At 72.1% G+C, this 24,540-nt stretch carries 19 protein-coding genes and 1 riboswitch; of the genes, 7 read left to right on the plus strand and 12 right to left on the minus strand.

Annotated features, from left to right (window positions below):
• Positions 1-45: 45 nt before the first annotated feature.
• Positions 46-1,446 (plus strand): FAD-binding oxidoreductase, encoded by a 1,401-nt coding sequence (locus tag JOD64_RS12055; protein ID WP_204942312.1) that lies wholly within the window; start codon positions 46-48, stop codon positions 1,444-1,446.
• 22 nt (positions 1,447-1,468) lie between these two features.
• On the opposite strand, the gene JOD64_RS12060 is transcribed toward JOD64_RS12055, so the two are convergent.
• Both JOD64_RS12060 and JOD64_RS12065 read right to left on the minus strand, forming a co-directional pair.
• The gene (locus JOD64_RS12060; RefSeq protein WP_204942313.1) at positions 1,469-2,002 is read right to left on the minus strand and encodes a hypothetical protein; all 534 of its coding nucleotides are present in this window, start codon (positions 2,000-2,002) and stop codon (positions 1,469-1,471) included.
• A gap of 88 nt (positions 2,003-2,090) precedes the next feature.
• Positions 2,091-3,908 carry a glycerol-3-phosphate dehydrogenase/oxidase gene (locus JOD64_RS12065; RefSeq protein WP_204946026.1) on the minus strand — a complete coding sequence of 606 codons (1,818 nt, stop codon included), beginning with the start codon at positions 3,906-3,908 and terminating at the stop codon, positions 2,091-2,093.
• Positions 3,909-3,987: 79 nt separating this feature from the next.
• Here JOD64_RS12065 and JOD64_RS12070 point away from each other — a divergent pair, with 79 nt between their 5' ends.
• The 3 genes from JOD64_RS12070 (at position 3,988) to JOD64_RS12080 (ending at position 7,850) form a co-directional block, all read left to right on the plus strand.
• The gene (locus JOD64_RS12070; protein WP_204942314.1) at positions 3,988-6,528 is read left to right on the plus strand and encodes a S8 family serine peptidase; all 2,541 of its coding nucleotides are present in this window, start codon (positions 3,988-3,990) and stop codon (positions 6,526-6,528) included.
• 51 nt (positions 6,529-6,579) lie between these two features.
• Positions 6,580-7,515, plus strand: coding sequence for a GNAT family N-acetyltransferase (locus JOD64_RS12075; protein WP_204942315.1), 936 nt, complete (start codon positions 6,580-6,582; stop codon positions 7,513-7,515).
• Positions 7,516-7,601: 86 nt separating this feature from the next.
• Positions 7,602-7,850: a hypothetical protein gene (locus tag JOD64_RS12080; protein WP_204942316.1), complete on the plus strand. Its 249-nt coding sequence runs from the start codon at positions 7,602-7,604 to the stop codon at positions 7,848-7,850.
• A gap of 56 nt (positions 7,851-7,906) precedes the next feature.
• On the opposite strand, the gene groL is transcribed toward JOD64_RS12080, so the two are convergent.
• From groL to JOD64_RS12095, 3 genes are all read right to left on the minus strand, one after another.
• The gene (groL, locus tag JOD64_RS12085; protein WP_088950420.1) at positions 7,907-9,529 is read right to left on the minus strand and encodes a chaperonin GroEL; all 1,623 of its coding nucleotides are present in this window, start codon (positions 9,527-9,529) and stop codon (positions 7,907-7,909) included.
• Positions 9,530-9,801: 272 nt separating this feature from the next.
• Positions 9,802-10,542, minus strand: coding sequence for a hypothetical protein (locus JOD64_RS12090; protein ID WP_204942317.1), 741 nt, complete (start codon positions 10,540-10,542; stop codon positions 9,802-9,804).
• Positions 10,543-11,089: 547 nt separating this feature from the next.
• The gene (locus tag JOD64_RS12095; RefSeq protein ID WP_039909088.1) at positions 11,090-11,293 is read right to left on the minus strand and encodes a cold-shock protein; all 204 of its coding nucleotides are present in this window, start codon (positions 11,291-11,293) and stop codon (positions 11,090-11,092) included.
• Between the two features lie 238 nt (positions 11,294-11,531).
• Here JOD64_RS12095 and JOD64_RS12100 point away from each other — a divergent pair, with 238 nt between their 5' ends.
• The gene (locus JOD64_RS12100; protein ID WP_204942318.1) at positions 11,532-12,062 is read left to right on the plus strand and encodes a GNAT family N-acetyltransferase; all 531 of its coding nucleotides are present in this window, start codon (positions 11,532-11,534) and stop codon (positions 12,060-12,062) included.
• 301 nt (positions 12,063-12,363) lie between these two features.
• Here the strand turns inward: JOD64_RS12100 and paaN are convergent, their stop codons facing one another.
• The 4 genes from paaN to JOD64_RS12120 all read right to left on the minus strand — a co-directional run bounded on the left by paaN (position 12,364) and on the right by JOD64_RS12120 (position 18,050).
• Positions 12,364-14,037: a phenylacetic acid degradation protein PaaN gene (gene paaN, locus JOD64_RS12105; RefSeq protein WP_204942319.1), complete on the minus strand. Its 1,674-nt coding sequence runs from the start codon at positions 14,035-14,037 to the stop codon at positions 12,364-12,366.
• A 94-nt stretch (positions 14,038-14,131) separates the two neighbouring features.
• The gene (locus JOD64_RS12110) at positions 14,132-15,151 is read right to left on the minus strand and encodes a GNAT family N-acetyltransferase (protein ID WP_204942320.1); all 1,020 of its coding nucleotides are present in this window, start codon (positions 15,149-15,151) and stop codon (positions 14,132-14,134) included.
• A gap of 430 nt (positions 15,152-15,581) precedes the next feature.
• Positions 15,582-16,868: a threonine synthase gene (gene thrC / locus JOD64_RS12115; protein WP_204942321.1), complete on the minus strand. Its 1,287-nt coding sequence runs from the start codon at positions 16,866-16,868 to the stop codon at positions 15,582-15,584.
• A 10-nt stretch (positions 16,869-16,878) separates the two neighbouring features.
• Positions 16,879-17,014: riboswitch (SAM riboswitch) on the minus strand.
• Between the two features lie 67 nt (positions 17,015-17,081).
• A complete protein-coding gene (locus JOD64_RS12120; protein ID WP_204942322.1) occupies positions 17,082-18,050 on the minus strand; it encodes a DMT family transporter in 969 nt (322 codons plus the stop codon).
• A gap of 91 nt (positions 18,051-18,141) precedes the next feature.
• Here JOD64_RS12120 and JOD64_RS12125 point away from each other — a divergent pair, with 91 nt between their 5' ends.
• Positions 18,142-18,447, plus strand: coding sequence for an ArsR/SmtB family transcription factor (locus JOD64_RS12125; RefSeq protein WP_204942323.1), 306 nt, complete (start codon positions 18,142-18,144; stop codon positions 18,445-18,447).
• 86 nt (positions 18,448-18,533) lie between these two features.
• Here the strand turns inward: JOD64_RS12125 and JOD64_RS12130 are convergent, their stop codons facing one another.
• Complete coding sequence (locus JOD64_RS12130) at positions 18,534-18,983, minus strand: DoxX family protein (RefSeq protein ID WP_204942324.1); 450 nt, start codon at positions 18,981-18,983, stop codon at positions 18,534-18,536.
• A 1,023-nt stretch (positions 18,984-20,006) separates the two neighbouring features.
• Between JOD64_RS12130 and JOD64_RS12135 the strand changes: the two genes are divergently transcribed.
• Positions 20,007-20,681 (plus strand): DUF4232 domain-containing protein, encoded by a 675-nt coding sequence (locus tag JOD64_RS12135; protein ID WP_204942325.1) that lies wholly within the window; start codon positions 20,007-20,009, stop codon positions 20,679-20,681.
• A gap of 9 nt (positions 20,682-20,690) precedes the next feature.
• On the opposite strand, the gene JOD64_RS12140 is transcribed toward JOD64_RS12135, so the two are convergent.
• Both JOD64_RS12140 and JOD64_RS12145 read right to left on the minus strand, forming a co-directional pair.
• Entirely contained in the window at positions 20,691-21,587 is an 897-nt protein-coding gene (locus tag JOD64_RS12140) for an ABC transporter permease (RefSeq protein WP_204942326.1), read from the minus strand.
• Positions 21,587-24,451: an alpha/beta fold hydrolase gene (locus tag JOD64_RS12145; RefSeq protein WP_204942327.1), complete on the minus strand. Its 2,865-nt coding sequence runs from the start codon at positions 24,449-24,451 to the stop codon at positions 21,587-21,589. The genes JOD64_RS12140 and JOD64_RS12145 overlap by 1 nt, the downstream gene beginning before the upstream one ends.
• Positions 24,452-24,540: the final 89 nt, after the last annotated feature.

A 24,540-nucleotide genomic window follows, 5' to 3' on the forward strand; every position in this document is an offset into this window, starting at 1 on the left:
TCGATCATGTTGATGATCGGCAGCCGCCGACCTAGCCTCGGCTGCATGGCCCCCACCAGTCTCCTCGACGACCTGCGCGCCGCGCTCGGTGCCGACGCCGTGCTCACCGACCCGGATCTGCTGCGGATGCACCAGCGGGACGAGGCCGACCTGTGCGCCGCCGGCACCCCGCTCGTGGTGACCCGACCACGCAGCACCGAACAGGTGGTCGCGGTGGTCCGGGCGGCGGCGCGCCACGGCGTACCCGTGGTGCCGCAGGGCGCGCGGACCGGGCTGGCCGGCGCGGCGAACGCGGTGGACGGCGCGGTGGTGCTCAGCACCGTCGCGATGGACGAGATTCGGGAGATCGACCCGGTGAGCCGGATCGCTGTGGTTCAACCGGGGGTGGTCAACGCGGCGCTGGCCGGGGCGGTGGCCGCGCGGGGGCTCTGGTACCCGCCGGACCCCGGCTCCTGGGAGTCGTCCACGATCGGCGGCAACGTGGCCACCAACGCTGGCGGAATGTGCTGTGTGAAGTACGGCGTGACCACCGAGTACGTGCTCGGCCTGGAGGTGGTGCTCGCCTCCGGTGAGGTGCTGCGCACCGGTCGGCGTACGGCCAAGGGGGTGGCTGGTTACGACCTGACCCGGCTCTTCGTCGGCTCGGAGGGCACCCTCGGGGTGATCACTGAGGTGACGGTGGCTCTGCGGCCGGCGCCGGCCGACTCGCTGACCCTGGTGGCGGTCTTCGGATCCACCGCTGCGGCCGGCGCGGCGGTGGCCGAGATCGCGGCCCGAGGGCTCACCCCCAGCCTGCTGGAGTTGCTCGACCAGACCCATCTGCGGGCGATCGAGGCGTACCAACCGATGGGGCTGCGGACCGATGCGCAGGCCCTGCTGCTGGCCGCCGCGGACACCGGCAGCCGGGCCGCCGAGGACCTGGCCGCCCTGGCCGAGGTGTGTGAGGCCGCCGGGGCGGACGAGGTCTACGCGGCCACCGACGCGGTGGAGGCCGCGGCGCTCCTGCAGGCCCGCCGGCTGGCCCACCCGGCGATGGAGAAGTTCGCCGCCGACGCCTACCCGGGCGGCAACGGCGGTCTGGTGATCGACGACGTGGCGGTGCCGCGCGGTTCGCTCGCCGCGCTGCTGGACGGGGTGGCCCGGATCGCGGAGGAGTGTGCGGTGCCGATCGGCGTGGTGGGGCACGCCGGCGATGGCAACATGCACCCGAACATCGTGGTCGACCGGGCCGACCCGGCGAGCGTGCAGCGAGGCCGACGGGCGTTCGACGAGATCATGCGGCTCGGCCTGGACCTTGGTGGCACGTGCACCGGAGAGCACGGGGTGGGGTTGCTCAAGCGGGACTGGTTGGCCCGGGAGATCGGGCCGGTCGGCGTCCGGGTGCACCAGGCGATCAAGTCGGCTCTGGATCCGACCGGCCTGCTCAATCCCGGCAAGGTGCTCTGACCGGCGCGGCGGTTTGGCGTGCTCAGCCGACGATCTCGGCCGGGGTCGCCTGGGTGAGCAGCAGCAGGATCTCCCCCGCGACCCGTGTGCGCTCCTCACCTGGGCAGTCCTGCGAGGTGATCAGCCCGGTCGAGGTGAGCAGGCTGGACGTGAGTGCGTCGATGCAGGTGGTTCGGTACGTCCGCGCCTGATCGGTCTCGGTGGCCAACGCCGGGTCGGCGAGCAACACCTGGAGCCGTTCGACCAGCTCCGGGGCGAGGGTGCCCCGGGAGGTGACCCCGTCGCCGGCGCAGTCGAGGCACTGCCACGCGCCGTCCCGCTCGACGCTCAGGGTGCGCAACGGGCCGTCTGCGCCGAGTCGCTGAAGCAGGCTGACCTGGCCGGCGGCGACCGTGGTGGGGATCTCCAGCTGCGATCCGCCACCGGCCGCAGCGGACGGTTGCGCCACCGACGTGCCCCGCACGTCCCGGTCGAGCAGCGAACACCCGGCCAGGGCACCGACGAGCGCGGCGGCGAGGACGGGTAGCAGCAGACGAGAGCGCGCGCGGGGTAGCACGCGCGGAAACCTACCCCACCGTAGGTAGCGACCGAAACCACCATCCGGGTCACTATCGACGGTTACCGCTCGGTAACGTTCCAAATCGTCATCGAGCGGACGGACGCAGCTCCGCCTGGTCGTCGTCGCCACCCCGGTCGGCCGCGTAACCCCGCACGTCCGGGGCGCCGAGCCGGGCCGCGTCCGCCGCAGCGTCATCCGGCATCAACTGGGACTGCCGCTCCGCTTCCACCCGGGCGCGATAGTGCTCGACCTCGCGTGCCCGGGTGGCGGCGTCCCAGCCGAGCACGGCGCCCATCAGCTCGGCGGTGTGCTCCGCCGACTCCACCCCCCGGTGGCTGGTCTCGAACGAGATCCGGGTCCGCCGGGTCAGCACGTCCTCCAGGTGCAGCGCGCCCTCGGCCCGCGCCGCGTAGGCGACCTCCGCGGCCAGATACTCCGGAGCACCGGCCAGCGGGGACGCGAGCAGCGGATCGGCGTCGATCAGCGTCAGCAGGTCCAGGGTGAGGGTGCCGTACCGCTCCAGCAGGTGCTCCACCACGCCCACCGGCACGCCGTGCCGGCGGGCCAGGTCGGCCCGGTCCCGCCACATCGCCGGATACCCGTCGGCGCCGAGCAGCGGCAGGTCGGCGGTGCGCGACGAGCGGGCGCCGCCGAGCCGGCGGGCCGCCCGGTCGACGACGTCGGAAGCCATCACCCGGTACGTCGTGTACTTGCCGCCGGCCACCAGCAGCAGCCCGAGCATCGGCTCGAAGACCGCGTGCTCACGGGAGAGTTTCGAGGTCGAGTCGGCCTCGCCGGCCAGCAGTGGTCGCAGCCCGGCGTACACCCCCTCGATGTCCGCGGTGGTCAACGGCCGGTCCAGCACGGTGTTGACCTCCCGCAGGAGGTAGTCGATGTCGCTGGCCGAGGCGGCCGGGTGGGACCTGTCCAGCCGCCAGTCGGTGTCCGTCGTGCCGATGATCCAGTGCCCGCCCCACGGGATGACGAAGAGCACCGACTTCGCCGTACGCAGGATGAGCCCGGTCTCGCCGGTGATCGCCGAGCGGGGCACCACCAGGTGCACCCCCTTGGAGGCGCGTACCCGGACGCCGGGCCGCAGGCCCACGTCGTTGAGCATCCGGGACATGTCGTCGCTCCACACACCGGTGGCGGCGATGACGGTACGAGCCTGCACCTCGAACTCCGCGTCCGGTGAGCCGGCCGGCGCCTCCAGGTCCCGAACGCGCACGCCGGTCACCTCGCGTGCCTGCCGGATCAGCCCGACGGCGCGAGCGCTGCTCACCACCGTGGCACCGAGGCTGGCCGCGGTGCGGGCCAGAGTGACGACCAACCGGGCGTCGTCGACCTGCCCGTCGTAGTAGCGGATCGCGCCGGACACCGCGTCGGCCCGCAGGCTCGGAAAGATCCTCCGGGCGCCTTCCCGGGTCAGGTGCCGGTGCAGCGGCATGCCCCGGCCACCGCCGAAGACTCCGGCGAAGGCGTCGTAGGTGGCCACGCCCGCGCCGTAGTACGAGCGGCGGAAGATCCGGGCCGGCAGGTCCCGTAGGCCCCGCCCGGCCGGCAGCGGCACCAGGAACGGCACCGGGCGCACCAGGTGCGGCGCAAGCCGGGTGGCCAGCAGACCGCGCTCGGTGAGCGCCTCATGGACCAGGTGGAACTCCAACTGCTCCAGGTAACGCAGGCCACCGTGGATGAGTTTGCTGGACCGGCTGGAGGTGCCCGCGGCAAGGTCGCGCGCCTCGACCAGGGCCACCTTCAGGCCTCGGGACGCCGCGTCCAGGGCGGCACCGGCACCGGTCACCCCGCCGCCGATGACCAGCACGTCGAAGCGCTCGGCGCGCAGTCGACGCAGGTCGGAGGCGCGGCGGACCGGCGAGAGCTGACCGGCGACGGATCGGGACACATTGGGGTCACGCACCCGTCCACCGTAACCGTCGCGCCGGCGTGTCGACATTCGCAGCCCGCCCCGTACTGTGCGAGTCATGCAGGTCGGGCCTCCGTCACCCGCTGGTCAAACGCCGCCCCACCCGCTGCCGCCGGGCCGGGCCAGCCCGTGGCCGGTGGTCGCGGCCGTGTTTGCCGGCGGCTGGACGGTTGCGGTCACCGTGGCCACCCAGACCGGTGGCTGGCTCACCGATCAGGTGCTGCTGGGCTTCGGACGGGACCGGGTCGGCTGGCTCTGGCCGGTGCTCGGCCTGGCCACCGTCCTGCTGGTCGGCACGCCCGCCCTGCTGCTGGCCGTCCTGCCCCGGTCGAGCACGGTCCGGGCCACCGGGCGACTCTGGCTGCTCGGGGCACTCGCCCTCGGGGTGCTGACGCTGCTGCGGGTCGTGCCGCCGGTGCACCACGAGGCGTACCTGGCCGCGCTGGCCGGCGTGGCGTCGCTCACCGCGCTCGCCGTACGCCGGTCGGCACGGTGGTGGGCCGGCTCGGTCGTCGGTGCGACGCCGGCCGCGCAGGGTCCTGGCAGTGCGGCGTCGAGCGGCGACGCCGCGCCGCAGGCTGACGGAAGCCCGGAGCCGGTCGGCCGCCAGCGGGGGTTGCGCCGACTCGGGCCGGTGCCCCTGCTCGCGGTCGCCGCCGGGGTGGCGCTGCTGCTGCCGTGGGCCTGGCTGGGCGCGCTCGGCGGGCTCCTGGAGACGGCGCTCGCGCTACTCGCGGCCGCCGCGCTCGGTGTGCTGGCCGCCACGCTGCTGGATGCCACCTTCTGGTCGGGGTTCGCCGTCGGACGGCCGCCCCGGCCGGCCCGGCTGGTGCTGGTCGGAGGTCTGGTCGCCGGAGTGGCGCTGCTGCTGCTCGCGGCCGGCACCGGTCAGTCCGGTGCGCAGCTGCCCGCGCTGCTGACCGTGCCGCCGATGGGTTTCGTGCTGGCCGCGCTGTGGGCCGCGACCTGGTGTCCCACCGCCGACCCGACCGCCGCCACACGCGCCGGCCGCACGGCGACCGGCTGGCTCGTGGGCCTGGCCGTACTCGGCCCGCTGGCCTTCACCGACCCGGAAGAGATCACCCTGCTGCTGGTCGGCACCCGGGACGTCCCGTTCTGGGTGGCGACCGCCGCCGGCGCCGGGCTCGCCGTCGCGGTCCTGGTCGCCATCGGGTACGCGGTGCTGCTCGCCCGGCCGACGGCCGGCACCCCGAGCCGTCGGGTCGCCGCGGTGGCAGCCGTGGTGCTGCTGGTGGCGTTCGGTGTGGTCGACCTCGGCCCCGGCCAGCCGGGCTTCTACGGCGAACGGCTGCTCGTGGTGCTGCGCGCGCAGGCCGACCTGACCGGACTACCGGCCGGGGCGCCAGGTCGGGCCGGGCGGGACGCCCGGGCGGCCGAGGTCTACCGCCGGCTGGTGACGACCGCCGAGCAGAGCCAGACGGACCTGCTCCGAGGGCTGAACCGGCTACGACTCGACCCGGTGTCGTACTACCTGGTGAACGCGGTCGAGGTGGACGGCGGCCCAGCGATACGGGCCTGGCTCGCCCGCCGACCGGAGGTGGCCCGGGTGCTGGTCAGCCAGCGCCTGCGGCCGCTGCCAGCCCCGGCCGGGCAGACCCGGGGCACCGCCCCACCGCCCAGCGGGCCGGAGTGGAACATCCGCCAGATCGGCGCCGACCGGGTGTGGTCCCAACTCGGGGTGACCGGCACGGGCATCGTGGTCGGCAGCTCGGATTCGGGAGTTGACGGCGCCCACCCGGCGCTGCGAGCCGGGTTCCGTGGCGGGGACGACTCCTGGTACGACCCGTGGGACGGCAGCCGGAACCCGACCGACAAGGGCGGGCACGGCACCCACACGGTGGGCAGCGCGGTCGGGCGGGACGGCATCGGGGTGGCGCCGGACGCGCAGTGGGTGGGCTGCGTCAACCTGGACCGCAACCTCGGCAACCCGGCGCACTACCTGGACTGCCTGCAGTTCATGTTGGCGCCGTTCCCGGCCGGCGGCGACCCGTTCACCGACGGCCGACCGGAGCGCGCCCCGCAGGTGCTGACCAACTCGTGGGGCTGCCCGGCGATCGAGGGCTGCGACCGGGGCGTACTGCGGCCGGCCACCGCGGCACTCGACGCCGCCGGGATCTTCGTGGTCGCCGCAGCCGGCAACACCGGCCCGTGGTGCGCGTCGATCGACGACCCGCCCGCGCCGTACGCGGACGTGTTGACCGTGGGCGCGGTGGACGCGCAGCGCCGGGTGGCCGAGTTCTCCTCGCGGGGGCCGGTGCCGGGCGGCACGGGTAAGCCGGACGTACTGGCGCCGGGTGTGGGTGTGGTGTCCGCGATGCCGGGCGGCACGTACGCCGCGCTCGACGGCACCTCGATGGCGACCCCGCAGGTGGCCGGGGTGGTCGCGCTGATGTGGTCGGCGAACCCGGCGCTGGTCGGCGACGTGAAACGCACCCGGCAGATCCTGCGGGACACCGCCACCGCGGCGACGCCGACCTACCGCTCCGGCAACCCGACCGACGCCTGCGGTGGCCCCTCGAACGTCACCGGCGCCGGCCAGGTCGACGCCTTCGCCGCCGTCCGAGCCGCTCAGCGGTGAGGATGGGGCGGGAGTGCGGGCCGAGCCCCCGGTGACCTAGGGTCGGCGACCATGGACGCCGAGATCATCGTCACCGAACTGACCCCCGACCTGGCTCCCACCGTGGTCCGGCTCTGTGCGCAGGCCCTCGACCTTCCCGAGGACGCCGCCGAGGCGGCCCCCATCGTGGACGTGCTCTGGCCCCGGGCCGCCGCCGACCGACCGGTGGTCGGGCTGGGCGCATACCGGGGCGAGGATCTGGTCGGGGTGCTGCTCTGCTCGGTGTCGTCGACCGAGCCGGGCATCGGGCACGTGGACCTGGTCGCGGTCCTCCCCGAGCATCGCCGCCGGGGCGTCGGCCGGGCGCTGCTCCGCCGGGCCGAGCGTGTGCTCGCCGAACGCGCGGTGACCGAGGTGCTGCTGGCCGGAAACCCGCCGTACTACGCGTGGCCGGGCATCGACGTCCGCTACACGCCGGCGGTCTGCGCCGCCCTCGCGTTGGGTTACCAGCAGGACCGGACCGCCTGGAACATGACCGCCGACCTGTCGTACGACGGGTCGCCGGCACTGCGCTCCACCGAGGCGGCCGAGCGGCGGCTGGCCGATCAGGGCGTCACCGTACGCCGGGCGGAGCCGGCTGACCTGCAGGCGCTGGCCGCGTTCGCCAGGTCCACCTTCGGTGGCGCGTGGGACGGCGAGCTGGCCGGGTCGGTGGGTCGGGACGGCGCCGGCTGCCACCTGGCGGAACGGGACGGCGAGGTGCTCGGCTTCGCCGCGTACGGGTCGTCCCGGCCGAGCTGGTTCGGGCCGATGGGCACCGCGCCGGCCGCCGAGGGGTCGGGCATCGGTGGCGTGCTGCTGCGCCGCTGCCTACGGGACCAGCAGGCAACGGGCCTGGACCGGGCACAGATCGGCTGGGCGGGGCCGGTGCCGTTCTATTCCGGCAGCGCGGGCGCCCGGATCGAGCGGGTCTTCTTCCTGTACCGGAGAGCGGTCGGAGCGCGATAAGGGGCGAACGGGACGCTGGTCCAGATAGCGCCATTCGCCCGCACCGGCCATCGACGCCCCCTACCGTTTTGGTAGAGGAGGCAGCCATGACCACGGATGACGACAAGACCGAGGACGGCCCGCCGATCACCTGGAAACCGGTCGGCGAGCTCCCCGGCCAACTGCCGTTCGACCGGCTCGACTACGGCGACGCCGAGCAACTGGCCGAGATGACCACCGACGACTCACCGTCGGTGGTCGAGGAGCCGCAGGAGATGGTGGACGCGCCGATCCAGCTGCTTCCGCCGTACGACCGGGCGCACAAACAGCGCAACCAGCGCCCACTACCGACCTGACGACGAACGGGGCGGACCGCGTCAGCGGCCCGCCCCGTTCTGTGTCGGAACTGGACTCAGAAGTCCATGTCCCCGCCACCCGGGCCAGCCGGGGCAGCCGGGTTCTTCTCCGGCTTGTCCGCGACGACGGCTTCGGTGGTGAGGAAGAGCGCCGCGATGGAAGCGGCGTTCTGCAGCGCCGAGCGCGTCACCTTGGCCGGGTCGATGATGCCCGCGGCCAGCAGGTCCACGTACTCGCCGTTGGCGGCGTTGAGGCCGTGACCCGCTTCGAGGTTACGGACCTTCTCCACCACGACGCCACCCTCGAGGCCGGCGTTGACGGCGATCTGCCGCAGCGGGGCGTCCAGCGCGACCTTGACGATGTTCGCACCGGTCGCCTCGTCGCCGACCAGGTCGAGCTTGTCGAAGGCGGTCTTGCCGGCCTGAACCAGCGCGACGCCACCACCCGGGACGATGCCCTCCTCGACGGCAGCCTTCGCGTTGCGAACGGCGTCCTCGATGCGGTGCTTGCGCTCCTTGAGCTCGACCTCGGTGGCCGCGCCGACCTTGATGACCGCAACGCCGCCGGCCAGCTTGGCCAGCCGCTCCTGCAGCTTCTCGCGGTCGTAGTCGGAGTCGCTCTTGTCGATCTCGGCCCGGATCTGGTTGACCCGACCCTGGATCTGCTCGGCGTCACCGGCACCGTCGACGATGGTGGTCTCGTCCTTGGTCACCACGACCTTGCGGGCGCGGCCCAGCATGTCGAGGCTGGCGGCGTCGAGCTTGAGGCCGACCTCCTCGCTGATGACCTGGCCACCGGCGAGGATGGCGATGTCGGTCAGCATGGCCTTGCGGCGGTCACCGAAGCCCGGCGCCTTGACGGCGACCGACTTGAAGGTGCCACGGACCTTGTTGACCACCAGGGTGGCCAGGGCCTCGCCCTCCAGGTCCTCGGCGATGATCAGCAGCGGCTTGCCCGACTGCATGACCTTCTCCAGGATCGGGAGCAGGTCCTTCACCGACGAGATCTTGCTGTTGGCGATCAGGATGTACGGGTCGTCGAAGACGGCCTCCATACGCTCCGGGTCGGTCATGAAGTAGGCCGAGATGTAGCCCTTGTCGAAGCGCATACCCTCGGTGAGCTCCAGCTCCAGCCCGAAGGTGTTGCTCTCCTCGACGGTGATGACGCCTTCCTTGCCGACCTTGTCCATCGCCTCGGCGATGATCTCGCCGACGGTGCTGTCGCCAGCGGAGATGGAGGCGGTGGAGGCGATCTGCTCCTTGGTCTCGACGTCCTTGGCGAGCTTGGACAGCTCCTCCGAGACGCTCGCGACCGCAGCCTCGATGCCCCGCTTCAGGGCCATCGGGTTGGCGCCAGCGGCCACGTTGCGCAGGCCCTCGCGAACCAGGGCCTGGGCCAGGACGGTCGCCGTCGTCGTGCCGTCACCGGCAACGTCGTCGGTCTTCTTGGCGACCTCCTTGACCAGCTCAGCGCCGATCTTCTCGTACGGGTCCTCGAGCTCGATCTCCTTGGCGATGCTCACACCATCGTTGGTGATGGTGGGGGCACCCCACTTCTTCTCGAGCACGACGTTGCGGCCCTTGGGGCCGAGGGTCACCTTTACGGCGTCGGCGAGCTGGTTCATGCCCCGCTCGAGGCCGCGGCGCGCCTCTTCGTCGAACGCGATCATCTTGGCCATACGGCGTTGTCCTCCTGGACACTCACGGGCCACCCGAGATGTGTGCCTCGAATGGGCCGCCTGGTGTACGCACCTTGGGACGTCGCCACCTGGCGACGACGACGTCCTTCGGCCGGGCCGGATAGCCCGCGACGACCGGCCATGTGCCGCCCCGGCGTCTCCACGCCGGTGCAACCTGGCCCCACCGTCCCGACCATTGGCACTCACGGTATGCGAGTGCCAATGACTTGTTTAGCACTCTCCCCTGCCGAGTGCAAGCACGATGGGGCCGCTCAGCCGAGTTCCGCGGCCAGTCCGGCAGTGTTCACCGGCGCCTCATGGGCCCGCTGCTCGGCGTACGTCACCAGCAGACCGATCAACTGGGCGAGGTGGGCCGGCAGCGCCAGCACCGCAGTGACCCCGATCACCGCCACCGCCCCGGTCGCGGCACCCGGCGACGCGAAGGGATCCGTACCGAACGCGGAGGTGCCCGCCCCCTCCAGCGCCCCCGGGATCAGGCTGCCGACGATCACCGCCAGGGCCACCAGGGCCACCCGACCGAGCACCAGGCCGAGCCGGGCGTGGAACATCCCGAACGATCGGCCGATCGGGTCGCGGCGTTCGAAGAGGTAGACCGGGCCGGCCATGCTCAGCGCGAACGCCAGGTAGATGCCGGGCAGCACGCAGAAACAGAGGCCGACGCCGACGATCACGCTGACCAACAGGGTCCAGCCCCACAGCCCGAGCGCCCGACGGAGGCCATAGCGCAGCGCCGACTCGAGGCTGCCCGGCCGACCGGCCGCCTGCTGGGTGATCACCCAACTGCCGGCGGCCCACCCGGCGGCCTGCAGCAACCCGATCAACAAACTGCCGCCGACCAGCACGACGATGAGGCTCACCAACTCGGCGGCGAAATTGTCCGGCAGCACGGCGGTCGGATCCGCCTCGGCCTGGGCGGCCCACTTCGCCGTCGGGTCCAGACCGAGGGAGATCACCGAAAGCACCGCCGCCGGCAACACCTGGGTGAGCAGCATGATGGGCACCAACTGCCGCCAACCCCGGCGCAACGCTGCCCAACACCGGTTGAACCATCCGGCAAGACCGGCACCGGGGGGAGTGACCAGCGGGTCGTTCGGGTCGAACCCGTAACCCGGCGGGTACCAGCCGACTGCCGACCCCGGATACCACGGCTGCCCGCCATAGGGACCCGCCCCGGGCTGCCCGCCAGAGGGACCCCACCCGGGCTGTCCGCCGTAAGCGCCCACCCCGGGCGGGTAGCCCCCGGGTGGCGGGTAAGCCCAGCCCTGCGGGGGCGGACCGGCCGCACCCCGCGCGGGATCCCAGCCAGACGCCGTGCCCGGCGTCGCGTTGAAACCGCCGTGGGGCGGGGTCGGCTCGGACGGACCCGGCTCGGACGGACCCGGCTCGGACGGGCCCGGCTCACCCGGCCCGGAGGGTGGGGTGGGCGGGGGTGACTCGTCGGTCATGAACGCTCCTCAGCATTGGCTGGAACGGTTCACGATCTTCCCGGCTGCGCGCCCGTGCCGCAGCCCCGACGTGGGGGCCGATCGGGGAGGAAGCTCAGGCGATGACGCGTACGTGCTCGGCCTGCGGGCCCTTCTGCCCCTGGGCGATCTCGAACTCCACCCGCTGACCGTCATCCAGCGCCTTGTAGCCGTCCATCTCGATTGCGGAGAAGTGAACGAACACGTCCTGACCGCCGTCGACGGCGATGAAGCCGTAGCCCTTTTCGGCGTTGAACCATTTCACGGTGCCCTGTGCCACGGTGCACTTCCCTCACTCTGCGCAGCGTTGCCTGACCCGGCGCACGGCGCGGCCGGGCGCCCTCGGACCACCGCCCCAGCGATCGATGGCGGCCATTGAAGCAGGTGACCGGAATCGCACGCTACACGAGGGATGACGACCGCGCACGACCACAAATCGGGCACCGTTCTGGCCGCTCCGGCACCGCCTCCAGCCGTGCTCGGAAAATGGTGTCCACCCCTGTGGTAGGCATGCGGGCATGACCACCGATACCGGCCCAGCCGCCCTCCGGCAGACGCAGATCCGCCGGGTCCGGCCTGGCGACGCCGCCCGGATGCGGGCGCTACGCCTGGAGATGCTCGCCGACGCACCGTTGGCTTTCCTGGAGACCCTGGCGGACGCGGCGGCCCGACCGCACACCGAGTTCGCCGCCCGGGTCGCCTTCACCTCGGCCGGTCCCACCAACGCACAGTTCATCGCCGATCCGGGCGGCCGGCTGGTCGGACACGCCGGCGGCACGGTCGCCCCGAACGAGCCGGGGCTGACCGTGATCTACGCCGTTTACGTCACGCCAGCCTGGCGGGGCGGCGGGCTGCTCGGCGACCTGGTGGACGGGGTGGCCGCCTGGTCGCGGGCCTGCGGCCGGCCGGAGCTGCTGCTGGAGGTGGTGGTCGGCAACAACCGCGCCTACCGCGCCTACCAGCGGCTGGGCTTCACCGACACCGGCGTACGGGTCCCCCACCCCACGATCCCGGCCCTGACCGAACTACAAATGCGCCGAACGGCCTGAACCCCGCCGCGCAATGACCCGCTGTCGACGCCGCCAACCCCATGATCGCGCTACAACCAGGATCGAGTGGCCTCCCCGCAAACGGTTACCACTACATCCTGGTTGCAGCACGATCATGGGTTGATGGGACAGCGCAGGCGCAGAGACGCCCACGACCACCGTGCCCACAAAGGGTTTCCGGGGCAGCCCGACCCGCGCAGGGATCAAGCCTGACCGCCCGGAGCGGGTCGGGCTGCCCCGGAAACCCCCAACCGCAAGCAGGGCGGGCCGCCCCGGAAAGCCCAAAAGCAACAACCACAGATCAGACGTGCCGCCGAGACTGCACGATCCGGAATCGATTGGCCACGTACGCCCCATCGGTCAACGCCGAGTTCGCCGCCGCGTTGGCGCCACTGCCGTGGAAGTCGGAGAACGCCGCCGACTGGTTCACGAAGACCCCGCCGGTGAGGTTGCAGGACAGGTGCACCCCGACCTCGACCGCGACCGCCTCGGTGGCGTCCAGCACGGCCTCGTCGGTGGAGTAGACCCCGGCGGTGAGCGCGCCCTTCTCGCCGACCGTGCGGCGCAGCAGGTCCAGGCTGTGCGTGGTGGAGTCGGTCGCGATGGCGAACGAGATCGGCCCGAACCACTCCCGGCCGTACGTCTCCGCGTCGTCCGCGGTCAGTTTCACGATCGTCGGGGTACGCACCACCGCGTCGGCGTACGACGGGTGGATCACGGCCCGCGACTCCAGCACCGGCTCGCCGACCTTGGTCACCTCGGCCAGCCGCTCCAGCACCCCGTCGTTGACGATGGCGCCGGTCAGCTCCACGCCTCGGGCCGGGTCCGCGGTGAGCTTGCCGACCGCCGCGGCGATTCCGCCGGCCACCTCGTCGAAGCTCTTGCGCCCCTGGTCGGTCTCGATGCCGCCGGCGGGGATGAGGATGTTCTGCGAGGTGGTGCACATTTGGCCGCTGTAGAGGGTCAGCGTGAAACCGAGGTTGCGGCACATCCCGGCGAAGTCGTCGGTGGAGTCGATGACGACCGTGTTCAGGCCGGCCTTCTCGGTGTAGACCGACGCTTGCCGGGCGTGCGTCTCCAGCCAGTCGCCGTACTCGGTGGAGCCGGTGAAGTCGACGATCCGGATGGAGCGGTGCAGGGCCAGGTCGCTCGCGAGCTTCTCGCCGGGGGCCTCAGCAGCCAGCATGATCAGGTTCGGGTCGAAGCCGGCCTCGGCGAGCACCTCCCGGGCGTACTTCACGGTGATGGCCAGTGGCAGCACCGCGCGCGGGTGCGGCTTGACGATCACTGGGTTGCCGGTGACCAGCGAGGCGAACAGCCCGGGGTACGAGTTCCAGGTCGGGAAGGTGTTGCAGCCGATCACCAGCGCCACCCCACGCGGCACGACGTGGAACGTCTTGGTCATCCGCAGCGGGTCACCCTTGCCGGCGGCCTTCTCCCAGCCTGCCGTCCCCGGGTGCCGGGTCATCTCGGCGTACGCGTAAGCCAACGCCTCCAGCGCCCGGTCCAGCGCGTGTGCGCCGCCGGCCTGGAAGGCCATAACGAACGCCTGCCCGCTGGTGAACTGCACCGCGTTGGCCAGCTCGAAGATGTGCTTGTGCAGCCGGTCGAGGATCTCCAGGCAGACGCCCACCCGGGCCTGCGGGCCGGCGTCGCGCCACGCCGGAAGCGCGGCGGAGGCGGCGTCGATCAGCTCGCCGGGGGCGGCATGCGGGTAGCGCACCGCCAACTCCACCCCGAACGGGCTCGTCTCGGTGGCGACGCGTTCACCGGCGCCCGGCTGGTCGAGCGGAAAATCACCACCGAGGTACGCCTCGAAGGCGGCCTTACCGTCGGCGGCGGCGGTCTCGCCGTACACCCGGGGGCTGGGAGATTCGGGATAGGCGGACCAGTAGCCCCGCTCCGTGATCGCGGTCAGCGCACGGTTGAGGGTGTCGGCGTGCCTGTCGTACAGGGGCTGCGGGGTCTCCGTCATGCCCGCCATCATGCCGCAGCCGTGTTCGGGAGCAGAAGCGCCGATGACAGACAACGCCGCATGCCTGAGTCACGTCCGCGAGCACCAGCGTCCGTCAGAGCGTGAGCTGCCAGTCGGTCCAGGCGTCCACCGGCCGGAAGCCGAGCTGCTCGTTGATCGCCACCATGTAGCTGTTGCTTGCCGCGTTCCAGGTGTCGATCATGCGGACCGCCGGCTCGTGGGTGAGCAGGTGGTGCAGGTTCTCGGCCTTGGCGATGAGGCCGAGCCGGTGCCCACGGTGGGCCGGGTCGACGATGGTGATCTGCTGGAACGCGTGCCAGTCGGCGGAGGCGCCCACGTCCAGCAGGGTCCAGGCGACCAGCCGGCCGGTCGCCTCGTGGCGCATCCCGAGGTGGTAACGCCGCCGGCCCCTGGCGTCCAACGCCCGGTCGTTGCCGCGGATGCGCTCGGCGTCCACCTGCTCCGGTTCCCACTGCACGTCCCCCATGGGAGCGTCGATGAGCAGCCGGCCGTCCAGGTAGGCGATGTCCGCGACGTACTCCTGCGGGGTCGCCCCCTGCCAGCAGACCGACCGGTAGCCCTCGGCCCGCGGCTGGGCCTCGGCCAACGCCGCCCGCAGCGCGACCCGGTCAATCTCGTCGACATCGAGCCGACGACGCACCTCGGCCAGGGCGGATTGAGCGCCCGTCGAGGCGGCGAACGCGTCACCCGCCACGCTTCGGGCGGGCCCGCCGGGCAGCGCGGAGACGGCCATCGCGACCACCCGCTTGCGTCCGTGCTCCCGCAGCAGGCGCAGCCCGTACTCGTGCAGTGCCCGGCCGACGCCCCGCCGCCGCAGCTCCGGATGCACCACCAGCTCGGCGGTGGCGTTGTCGGTGTTGTCGAGCTGCGGCAGGTCCAGTTGGAGGTAACCGGCCGGCACGCCGTCCAGTCGGGCCAGCGCCCAGAGGGACCGGGTGCCGGGCATCGGCGTGTGGAACATCGCGTCGAACCGCCGCCGGCAGAAGGGCGGCAGGTCCGGCAGATCGGCGTCGCTGACGGCCGCCCCGATCAGGTACGCCTCGTCGACCGAAGCCCGGTCGGCGCCGTCGAACGACGCGATCGTGATGCTCATGCCGCCGAGCGTGCACCCGGAAAAGCGATCGGGCCAGCGAATTATTCGCTGGCCCGATCGAACGTGGTCGGGAGGGACACTCGCACAACGCCTCCGGCGTTGGGTCGCAAGAACTTCAAAAGTCTTCGGCGAAATGCCCTCCCGCACGGAGCATCTTGCGCCGTCCGGTTCCTGCCGTCAAGTACAGAGCGGCGGGTTTTCCACACTCACAGCGAAATTCCAGTTACCGGGCGGCTCTTCCCCACGCGACCCCGACCCAGCACGTGATCCACTCCAGATCGCCGATGTGGCGGTGTCCAGGCGCTCGGATACCGCCACGTCGGCGAAACGGAGCCGATCAATATCGCGACGCCAGCGACCCGGACCGACGCCACAGGCGCGGGCGCGGGCGCGGGCGCGGGCGCGGGCGCGGGCGCGGGCGCGGGCGGGGTCAGCCGAGCAGGCCGGCGTCGCGGGCGGCACGCAGCGAGGGCTTGATGTGGTGGGAAGGCCCGACCTGGCCCGCCACCGCGTCGATGGTCTTCAGTCCTTCGCCGGTGTTGAACACGACGGTCTCCGCCGTCGGGTCGAGCCGACCGGACTCGACCAACTTGCGCAGCACCGCGACGGTCACCCCGCCAGCGGTCTCGGCGAAGACACCGGTGGTGCGGGCCAGATCGCGGATGCCGGCGCGGATCTCGTCGTCGTCGGCGTACTCCATCCACCCGCCGGTGCGGCGGACCGCCTCCAGGGCGTAGAGGCCGGCGGCCGGGTCGCCGATGTTGAGCGACTTGGCGATGCCGGTGGGCTTGACCGGGATGATCGTGTCGGTGTCGGCGTGCAGAGCGGTGGCGATCGGGTTGCAGCCGGCCGACTGGGCCCCGAAGACCTTCCAACCGCCGGCCGGGGCCTCGACCAGGCCGATCTCCACCAGCTCGGAGAAGGCCTTGTCAATCTTGGTGAGCAGCTCGCCGCTGGCCATCGGGATGACCACCTGCGCCGGGATCCGCCACCCGAGCTGCTCGGCCACCTCGTAGCCGAGGGTCTTGGAGCCCTCCGCGTAGTACGGCCGGACGTTCACGTTGACGAACGCGGTGTCCTCGAACTCGTCGGTCTCCACCAGCTCGCCGCAGAGCCGGTTGACATCGTCGTAGGAGCCGTCGATGGCGACCAGCTCACCGCCGTAGACGGCGGTGGTGATGACCTTGCCCTGTTCCAGGTCACTGGGGATGAAGACCACCGAGGGCACCCCGGCGCGGGCGGCGTGCGCGGCCACCGAGTTGGCGAGGTTGCCGGTCGACGCGCAGGCGAAGCGCGTGAAGCCGAGCGCCTTCGCGGCGGTGAGCGCCACCGAGACGACGCGATCCTTGAACGAGTGGGTGGGGTTGGCGCTGTCGTCCTTGACCCAGAGCGGCGCGGTGAAGCCCAGCTCGGCGCCGAGGTGCGGCGCCGCCACCAGCGGGGTCAGCCCCGGGTCGAGGGTGACCCGGCTGGCCGGGTCCTGACCGGCGGGGAGCAGTGCGGCGTACCGCCAGATGTTCTTCGGGCCGGCCTCGATCTGCTCACGGGTGACGGTGGCCAGGGCGGCGGTGTCGTAGTCGACCTCCAGCGGGCCGAAACACTCGTAGCAGGCATGCTGGGCGACGAGCGGGTAGCAGGCCGAGCAGGCGCGACAGACCAGGGCGCGGGCGGGGCTGGCGGAGGTGCCGATGCCGGATTGGGCGAGCGTCGACGTCATGTCGAGAGTCCTCTCATCTTTCCCCGCATCGCACGGTGCGGCGGGGACGGAATTGGCACCTGCCCCGCGGGGCGCTCAGCGGTGAGCGCGCGGGGTGGTTGCCGGGGCGTCGTCGGGCCGTATCCCTCAGCCCCTCTGGATGAGGTATGCAGTTGTGACGTCGAGTCTAGGCAAAGCCGGGCGCAGCCTCCAGCGCCCATCCCAGTGGGTGGGTCAGCGGGCGTTCACCGCCACCGGGTCGACCACCGCGATCTGGTCCGTGACCGCGGTCGACTGCGGCAGGGACGAGGGCCGGACCCGCGCCCTGGTGGCGAGGTTCGCGGCGATCAGCGCGGCGATCGTGATGGCGGCACCGACCAGCTCGACGGGTTCCGGGCGGTAGCCGCGGGCGATCTGAACCGCGAAGGTGGTCACCGGGACCAGGTTCATGAACAGCGCGGCGTTGGCGGCACCGAGCCGCTGCACGCCGGTGTTCCAGGCCAGGACCGCGATCACGGCAGCCACAATCACGGCGTACGCCAATTGCGGGGCGACCGCCGCGAGGTCGGCGGCGGCCGGCGCGTGCTGCCAACCGACGGCGTCGGCGCCGATGCTCGCGGCCAGCATGGCGGCTGTGCCGGCGAGCGCGGTCAGTGTGGTGAAGCGCAGCGGCGACCAGTCGCCGAACCGGCTGGCACCATGCGTGTAGATGCCCCAGCCGAGCACCGCGCCGATCATCATCAGGCCGCCGAGACCGAACTGGCCGAGCCCCGCCAGGCTCCCGCGGGTGATCACCAGGCCGACGCCGAGGAGCGCCACCAGGGAGAGGGCCAGCAAGAGCGGCTTCGGCCGTACGCCGTCACGGGCCCACCGGACCAGCTGAGTGATCACGGGGGTGGTGGCCACGAAGAGGGAGATCTGCTGGGGGGCGGCGTGTTCGAGCGCCAGGTTGGTGAGCAGGTTGAAGCCGGCAAAGCCGACTACGCCGAGCACCACGATCTCGACGGCCCGGCCGCCGGGCCGCAGCGCGCCGGAGCCCTCGCGGAGCAGCAGAATGGCGACGAGAATGACGGCGGCGAGCAGGTAGCGGGCGGTGGTCAGGTTGAGCGGGTCGATCCGGGTCAGCGCACTGGCCAGGACCGGGAACATCACGCCCCAACCGAGCACGGCGAGCAGCGGATAGGCGGCGGCGCGGGATCGCATCGTCAGCTCCAATGTTCGAGTATCGTCGAACCAACGACACCGACCCTAGGGTGTCGTTCGACGATTGTCGAACAACGGTTACACTGGTCACATGGAGCCGCACGAACCTGACCTGACCGACATACCGGTCACCACCGTGCTGGCCGCACTCGCCGACGACGTGCGGCTACAGATCGTCCGGGCACTCGCCGAGGGCGGCGAATCCGCCTGCGGCAGCTTCGACTTCGGCGTCTCCAAAGCGACCCGCAGCCACCACCTCAAAGTGCTGCGCGAGGCGGGCCTGACCCGCACCCGGGCCGCCGGCACCAGCCGCCTGGTCCGCCTCCGCCGCGACGAACTGGACCGCCTCTACCCGGGCCTCCTGCACGCGGTTCTCGGCGCGCGCACGCCAGCCTGACGCTCCGCCGCCGGAATGACCCCAGACCGGGGCACGTCGCCGGAACCGCCTCGTCGAGGCTCCGGCGACGCGCGGTACGCGTGCGGTCAGACGACCATCGAGTTCGGCTCAGCCACCGACACGGGCGGAGTTTCGGCGCGACGCCGGGCGAGCAGAGTGTCGAGCGACCAGGAGCCCGCACCCAGAGCCGCGATCAGCAGGAACGACCAGCAGAAGAGCGCCGACAGCTCACCGCCGTTGTGCAGCGGCAGCAGACCCTCCGGCTGATGCACGACGAAGTAGGCGTACGCCATCGAGCCGGACGCGAGGAGTGCGGCCGGCCGAGTGAAGAGCCCGGCCAGCACCAACGCGCCGCAAAGCAGTTGGATCAGCGCGGCCCACCAGCCCGGCCAGGTGCCGAACGGTATCGCCGCGCCGGTCATCGGGTTGCCGCCGAACAACCCGAAGATCGAGGACAGGCCGTGCAGTGTGAACAGCAGGCCGGTCACGATGCGGAACAGGGACAGGATCGGCCCGCCGAGCCGAGAGACGTTCATGGAACTCCCATCGAAGAGGATAAATGGATCCCATCAATGTTGAGGCATGAAGACATCGAGGGTTACAAGTTCCTTGTCAGTGGGAAGATCCCTCGTGAAAACGATGCTGGGCTCCGCACGACGACGAGCAGCCGCGGAGCAAGTGCCCGACGCGGCAGCCCTGAGCCGGCCCGTTGGCAACCGGCGCGACCCCTCCAGCCCGAAACCGGCCCGCAGACAACCCCGGCGCAACCCCACCGCCGACACTCCAGCCCAGAGCCGGCCCGCTGGCGACTGCGGCCCGCCCGTCGTCGACGACACGCCGACTCTGAGCGGGCCCTGGAGAGTCGACCAGTCGACCGCGAGCGAGCGGACAACCAGTTCCCGCCCACCCGGGCCTCGCGGGCGTGACGCCCCGCCTGCCCGGCGGCTCGCGGTGCACCCCTCCGCACCGGTCACCCGCCAGCCCGCTCTCCCGGCCGACATTTGGGACTCGGCGGACAGATCTGGGCCGCCGCGCGCATGATCCACTCCATATCGCCGACATTGGGGTATCCAGGTCGCGGGATACAGCAATGTCGGCGAAATGGAGTGGATCATCAGCACGCGAAGCCGGAACAGGCTGGTGATATCGCAATCGGTTCAGCGCGAAGGACCACCAGGCGACCCCGCCACGCCTGCGCGACCGGAGCGGCCGGGACGGTCAGCGCGGACCGAGCGGACCGAGCCGACCGGAGCGGCCGGGCCGGTCAGCGCGGACCGAGCGGACCGAGCGGACCAAGCAGGATGGGCGGGGACGAGCGGACCGAGCGGACCGAGCGGACCAAGCGGGATGGGCGGGGACGAGCGGACCGAGCGGACCGAGCGGACCAAGCGGGATGGGCGGGGACGAGCGGACCGAGCGGACCGAGCGGACCGAGCGGGATGGGCGGGGACGAGCGGACCGAGCGGACCGAGCGGACCGAGCGGGATGGGCGGGGACGAGCGGTGCGCGCGGCCGGAGGCCGGCAGTGGTGGGACGCTGACGTAGGCAATGATCGACGAATGATTTCCCGCAACACCGCAGCATGGCGACGGATCAGCGCAATGGGCGCCACGGCTCTCGTCCTCGGCGCCTGCTCTTCTGACCATCGGGGTCAGGACGGGGACGGCCCGCGCCCGACGCCGACCGCGCCGACTGTCAGCCCGTCGGCGAACGTCGACCCGTGTCCGGCGTCTGGCGTCCGGATCCGGTCGACCGGCGGGGACGCCGCGATGGGCCTGCGCGCCCTGGGCATTGAGCTCATCAACTGTGGTGACCAGCCCTACGAGCTCAACGGGTACCCGGTGCTGCACGTGTTCGACGAGGAACGCGAGCCGATCATGCTGCGCGTGGTCAACGGCGCCAAGGAGATCACCTCGGGTTTCGACCAACCGCCACGAAAGGTCACCCTCGCCCCCGATGAGCGGGCCACCGCCGTGGTGCTCTGGCGCAACCTGGTCACCGATTCGACAGTGGTGGCCACCAACGGCGAGTACCTGACGGTGGCACCCGCCGCGGGGCAGCCGGCCGAGGACGTCGACCCGGACGGGCCAGTTGACCTGGGCAACACCGGCCGGATCGGCGTCAGCGCCTGGAAGAAGGCCGACCCGTCCACGCCCGCGCCGACGCGGCCGGCCCCGCCACCGGCTCCGAGCGCGGTGCCATCTTCGGTGAGCCCGCCGGACAGCCGGCTGTGAGTCGATCCGCTACGACGTGATGTCCTTGCGGGTGAAGCGCCAGAACGCCAACCCCCAGAACAGCGTCGCGTAGCTGATCGCCGAGATGCAGCCGCGTACCACGTCGTCGGTCTGCACCGGGGTCGAGAGCAACCCCAGCCAGGCGGTGCTGAAGTGGGTGGGTAGGAAGTCGCGCAGCGCGCCCAGGGCGGTGATCTGGTCCAGGATGCTGGACAGGATCCAGAGCAGCACGGCGCCGCCGACCGCGCCGAGCGCGGCGTCCGTGGTCACCGACAGCAGGAACGCCAGCCCGGCCACCACCAGCAGTACGACCGCCAGGTAGCCGAGCACGGCCAGCAACCGGAACAGCCCTTCGGTGGGTTCCAGCTCGGCGGCGACCGTGCTGCGCAGCGGTGACCAGCCGTAACGCAGGGTGCCGGCCAGCAGCGCGGTGCCAGCCAACAGCACAAGAGCCAGTCCCGAGTACGCGAGCGCGACCACCAGCTTCACCGTCAGCAACCGGGCCCGGGGTACCGGGATCGCCAGCAGGTAGCGCAGGCTTCCCCAGCTCGCCTCACTGGCCACCGTGTCGCCGCAGAACAGCGCGACGACCACCACCAGCAGGAACGACGCCGACACGAAGATCGAGAACAGGGTGAAGTTGAGCCCGCCCGAGGTGGCCAACTCGACCAGGCTGGCGAACTCGTTGCGGCCGTTGTCGTCGTCGCCGCCCGAGTCGAACTGGAACGCGATCAGGATGATCAGCGGCAGCAGCACCATGAACCCGAGCGCCAACTGGGTTCGCCGTCGGGACGCCTGCCGGCGGAACTCCGCCGCGAACGGCATGGTGGCCGACGGCCGGTAGCCCCGGGCCGCACCGGCCGGGTCGGTGACGCCCAGCGGCGTTTCGACGGAAGAGCCTGCCATCACCGGTCACCGCTTCCCCGAGAGTTGTCGCCCACCAGGGCGAGGAACGCGTCCTCCAGGCGCCGCCGGGGCACCACCCGGTCCACGCCGATGCCGGCGCGCACCAGCTCGGCGACCACCTCGCTGCGGGCCGTGCCGTTGGTGTCGACCACCAACTGGCCGTCGCTCTCCGGCAACACGCGGACGCCGTGCAGGCGGTCCAGGACCGCCCGCGCCGCCACCGGGTCGCTGACGTCGAAGAGCACACTCGGCGACTCGCCCACGATCTCCTCCACCGGCCCGGACGCCACGATCCGGCCCTTGTTCACCACCACCGCATGCGTGCACGTCTGTTCCACCTCGGCCAACAGGTGGCTGGAGACCAGCACCGCCCGGCCGTCCGTGGCGTACCGCTGGAGGACCCGGCGCATCTCGGCGATCTGTGGCGGGTCGAGCCCGTCGGTCGGTTCGTCCAACACCAACAGCTCGGGGAGGCCGAGCATGGCCTGGGCGATGGCGAGGCGCTGACGCATCCCGTGGCTGTAGTTCTTGATTTTCCGGTGTACCGAGTCGCCCAGCCCGGCGATCTCCAGGGCCGCGTCGAAGTGCGCGTCCTCGGCCGGTCGTCCGGTGGCCTGCCAGTACGCCTTCAGGTTGTCCAGGCCGGACAGGTGCGGCAGGAAGCCGGGCCCCTCCACCAGCGCGCCGATTCGGGACAGCACCGGCGAGCCGGGCACCAGCCGGCGACCGAAGACGTAGATCTCCCCTGCGGTCGGCTGGGTCAGCCCCATCAGCACTCGCAGGGTGGTGGTCTTACCGGCACCGTTGGGCCCGAGCAGGCCCACCACCTGACCGGGGTGCACCTCGAAGTCCACGTTCGACACCGCCACGAAGCCGTCCGCGTACTCCTTGCGCAGTGAGCGCACGGCCAGCGGGGTGTCCGCGTACTCCGGATGCACCGACCGGTCCTGGCGACGGTGCCGGCGGCGAACCACGGCGACGACCACGACGAGCCCGACCGCGATGGCGGCGAGCAGGCCGGCGAGCACCCAGCGCCAGATCGTCGCGGCGGTGGGGATCGGCTCGCCGCTGACCGTGGGCAGCGTGACCGCGCCGTCCGCCGCCACCGTGTAGACGGTCGGTTCGGCGGGAGTGGTGTACGCCTGGTCGGAGGTGGCCACCACCAGGCGCAGCCGATGTCCGGCCTCCACCCGGCGGACGATCCCGGGCAGCGTCACCGTGACCGGGCGAGCGTCCTGCACCCGCTGTGGCAGGCCGGTGAGTCGGACCGGGGCGACCAGCCCGTTCGGCAGGGTGGCCGCGCCGTCCGGGTCGACGTCGTAGAGCTTGACGAAGAGCACCGCCTCGCCGGTCGGCGACGCGGCCCGCACGGTGACGGTGGGCGCACCGGCGATGTCCACCGCGTCGGTCAGCGGCGCCGACTCGAACCGGGCGTGCTGGCCGGGCACGTCGCCGGCCACGCCGTCCAGCAGGGAGGCGAGCCCACCGGCGAACGGGATCGAGGAGATGGCGGCCGGGTTGCCGTTCGGTGGGTTCGCGATCGACTGGGCCGGGCCGGCGACCGTGACGTCTCGGCGGGCGTTGCCGGTCAGGCCCGGGTAGTCGGCGCGGCGGAAGCCGGTGGCGACCAGACCTCGGTCGAGCGCGTCGAAGCCGGCGATGCGCGACCAGGTGAAATCGTCGCCGGGCGCGTCGCCCTCGCCCTTGACGTAGTGGTCGAGCCACTGGACGGTCAGGAACTTCACCCGGTCGGAGTCGGAGCGGGGGCCGGCGCCGCCGTCGTGGCCGCCGGTGAACCAGGCGACCCGCACCGGGGTGCCGGCGGCGGCGATGCCCTTCGCGTTCGCGTCGGCCTCGCCGAGGGGGAAGAGCGTGTCGGCCTCACCCTGCACCAGCAGGGTCGGTGCCTTGATCCGGTCGAGTACGCCCGCCGGGCTGGAGCGGCGCAGCAGGTCCACGGCGGCCTGGTCGGCGCGGCCGGTGGTGGCGATCCGCAGGTACGCGGCGCACACGTCGGCGGCGAACCGGCCGCAGGACGGGTCGGCGGCACCGGCCGGGGCGCCACCGGGACCGGTGCCCGGGCCGGCACCCGGCCCCGGACTGGGCGGGCCGGCCGACGCCGGTGCGCCCTGCGGCTGGGCGGCGGTCCCGCCGGAGAGCCCGGCCGGGCCGCTGCCCACGTTGCCGCCTCCGCCGAAGAAGAGGCCAGCCCAACCTTTCTTGAACACGCCCTCGGTCGGTGCCCCGCCGGTGCTCTCCGGCAGGAACGCGCGGGACAGGTCATTCCAGGTGATCATGGGGACGATCGCGTCCACCCGACGGTCCTGCGCGGCCAGCAACAGTGCCAACCCGCCGCCGTACGAGCCGCCGACCACACCGACCTTCGGGTCGCCGGCGGCGTCGGTGCGGATCTCCGGTCGGGCGGCCAGCCAGTCCAGCAGCCGCTGGGCGTCGCGCACCTCGTAGTCGGGGCTGTCCAGGTGGATCTCGCCGCCGCTGCGACCGAAGCCGCGCGCGGTCCAGGTGAGCACCGCGTAGCCGCGCCCGGCGAACTCCTCGGCGTCGGAGCGCACCGACTCCTTCGTGCCGCCGAACCCGTGCGCCAACAACACCGCCGGCACCTTCCGACCGGACGACGCGTCGTCGGGCAGGTAGAAGGTCGTGTCCAGGCTCACCGGCTGGTCGTCGGACGGTCCGGAGCGGACGGTGAGCATCGCGCTCGCACTGCGTACGCCGGACCCCCGCGGCCACACCGCCCAGGTCACGGCGGCGGCCAACAGCACGACGACCACAGCTGCGGCGATCGCGCGGCGGCGGGTGGGCAGGGCACGCCGGAACCACGCGGCCGGCGACGGCGATGTCATTCGGCACACGGTACGGCCCGCAGCCTGAGCGTTGGCTGAGATCCGCCGTACGTCCGTCCGGTTGCCCCGATCGGTGTTCGGGTGGGTGC

The organism is Micromonospora luteifusca (genome assembly GCF_016907275.1).
GTDB classification, from domain to species: Bacteria; Actinomycetota; Actinomycetes; order Mycobacteriales; family Micromonosporaceae; genus Micromonospora; species Micromonospora luteifusca.

Bases quoted from the DNA above. Each gene is read 5' to 3' on its own strand.
- JOD64_RS12055 (WP_204942312.1), top strand. From the start codon at position 46: ATGGCCCCCACCAGTCTCCTCGACGACCTGCGCGCCGCGCTCGGTGCC.
- JOD64_RS12070 (WP_204942314.1), top strand. From the start codon at position 3,988: ATGCAGGTCGGGCCTCCGTCACCCGCTGGTCAAACGCCGCCCCACCCG.
- JOD64_RS12075 (WP_204942315.1), top strand. From the start codon at position 6,580: ATGGACGCCGAGATCATCGTCACCGAACTGACCCCCGACCTGGCTCCC.
- JOD64_RS12080 (WP_204942316.1), top strand. From the start codon at position 7,602: ATGACCACGGATGACGACAAGACCGAGGACGGCCCGCCGATCACCTGG.
- groL (WP_088950420.1), bottom strand. From the start codon at position 9,529: ATGGCCAAGATGATCGCGTTCGACGAAGAGGCGCGCCGCGGCCTCGAG.
- JOD64_RS12090 (WP_204942317.1), bottom strand. From the start codon at position 10,542: ATGCTGCTCACCCAGGTGTTGCCGGCGGCGGTGCTTTCGGTGATCTCC.
- JOD64_RS12100 (WP_204942318.1), top strand. From the start codon at position 11,532: ATGACCACCGATACCGGCCCAGCCGCCCTCCGGCAGACGCAGATCCGC.
- paaN (WP_204942319.1), bottom strand. From the start codon at position 14,037: ATGACGGAGACCCCGCAGCCCCTGTACGACAGGCACGCCGACACCCTC.
- JOD64_RS12110 (WP_204942320.1), bottom strand. From the start codon at position 15,151: ATGAGCATCACGATCGCGTCGTTCGACGGCGCCGACCGGGCTTCGGTC.
- thrC (WP_204942321.1), bottom strand. From the start codon at position 16,868: ATGACGTCGACGCTCGCCCAATCCGGCATCGGCACCTCCGCCAGCCCC.
- JOD64_RS12120 (WP_204942322.1), bottom strand. From the start codon at position 18,050: ATGCGATCCCGCGCCGCCGCCTATCCGCTGCTCGCCGTGCTCGGTTGG.
- JOD64_RS12125 (WP_204942323.1), top strand. From the start codon at position 18,142: ATGGAGCCGCACGAACCTGACCTGACCGACATACCGGTCACCACCGTG.
- JOD64_RS12130 (WP_204942324.1), bottom strand. From the start codon at position 18,983: ATGAACGTCTCTCGGCTCGGCGGGCCGATCCTGTCCCTGTTCCGCATC.
- JOD64_RS12135 (WP_204942325.1), top strand. From the start codon at position 20,007: ATGATTTCCCGCAACACCGCAGCATGGCGACGGATCAGCGCAATGGGC.
- JOD64_RS12140 (WP_204942326.1), bottom strand. From the start codon at position 21,587: ATGGCAGGCTCTTCCGTCGAAACGCCGCTGGGCGTCACCGACCCGGCC.
- JOD64_RS12145 (WP_204942327.1), bottom strand. From the start codon at position 24,451: ATGACATCGCCGTCGCCGGCCGCGTGGTTCCGGCGTGCCCTGCCCACC.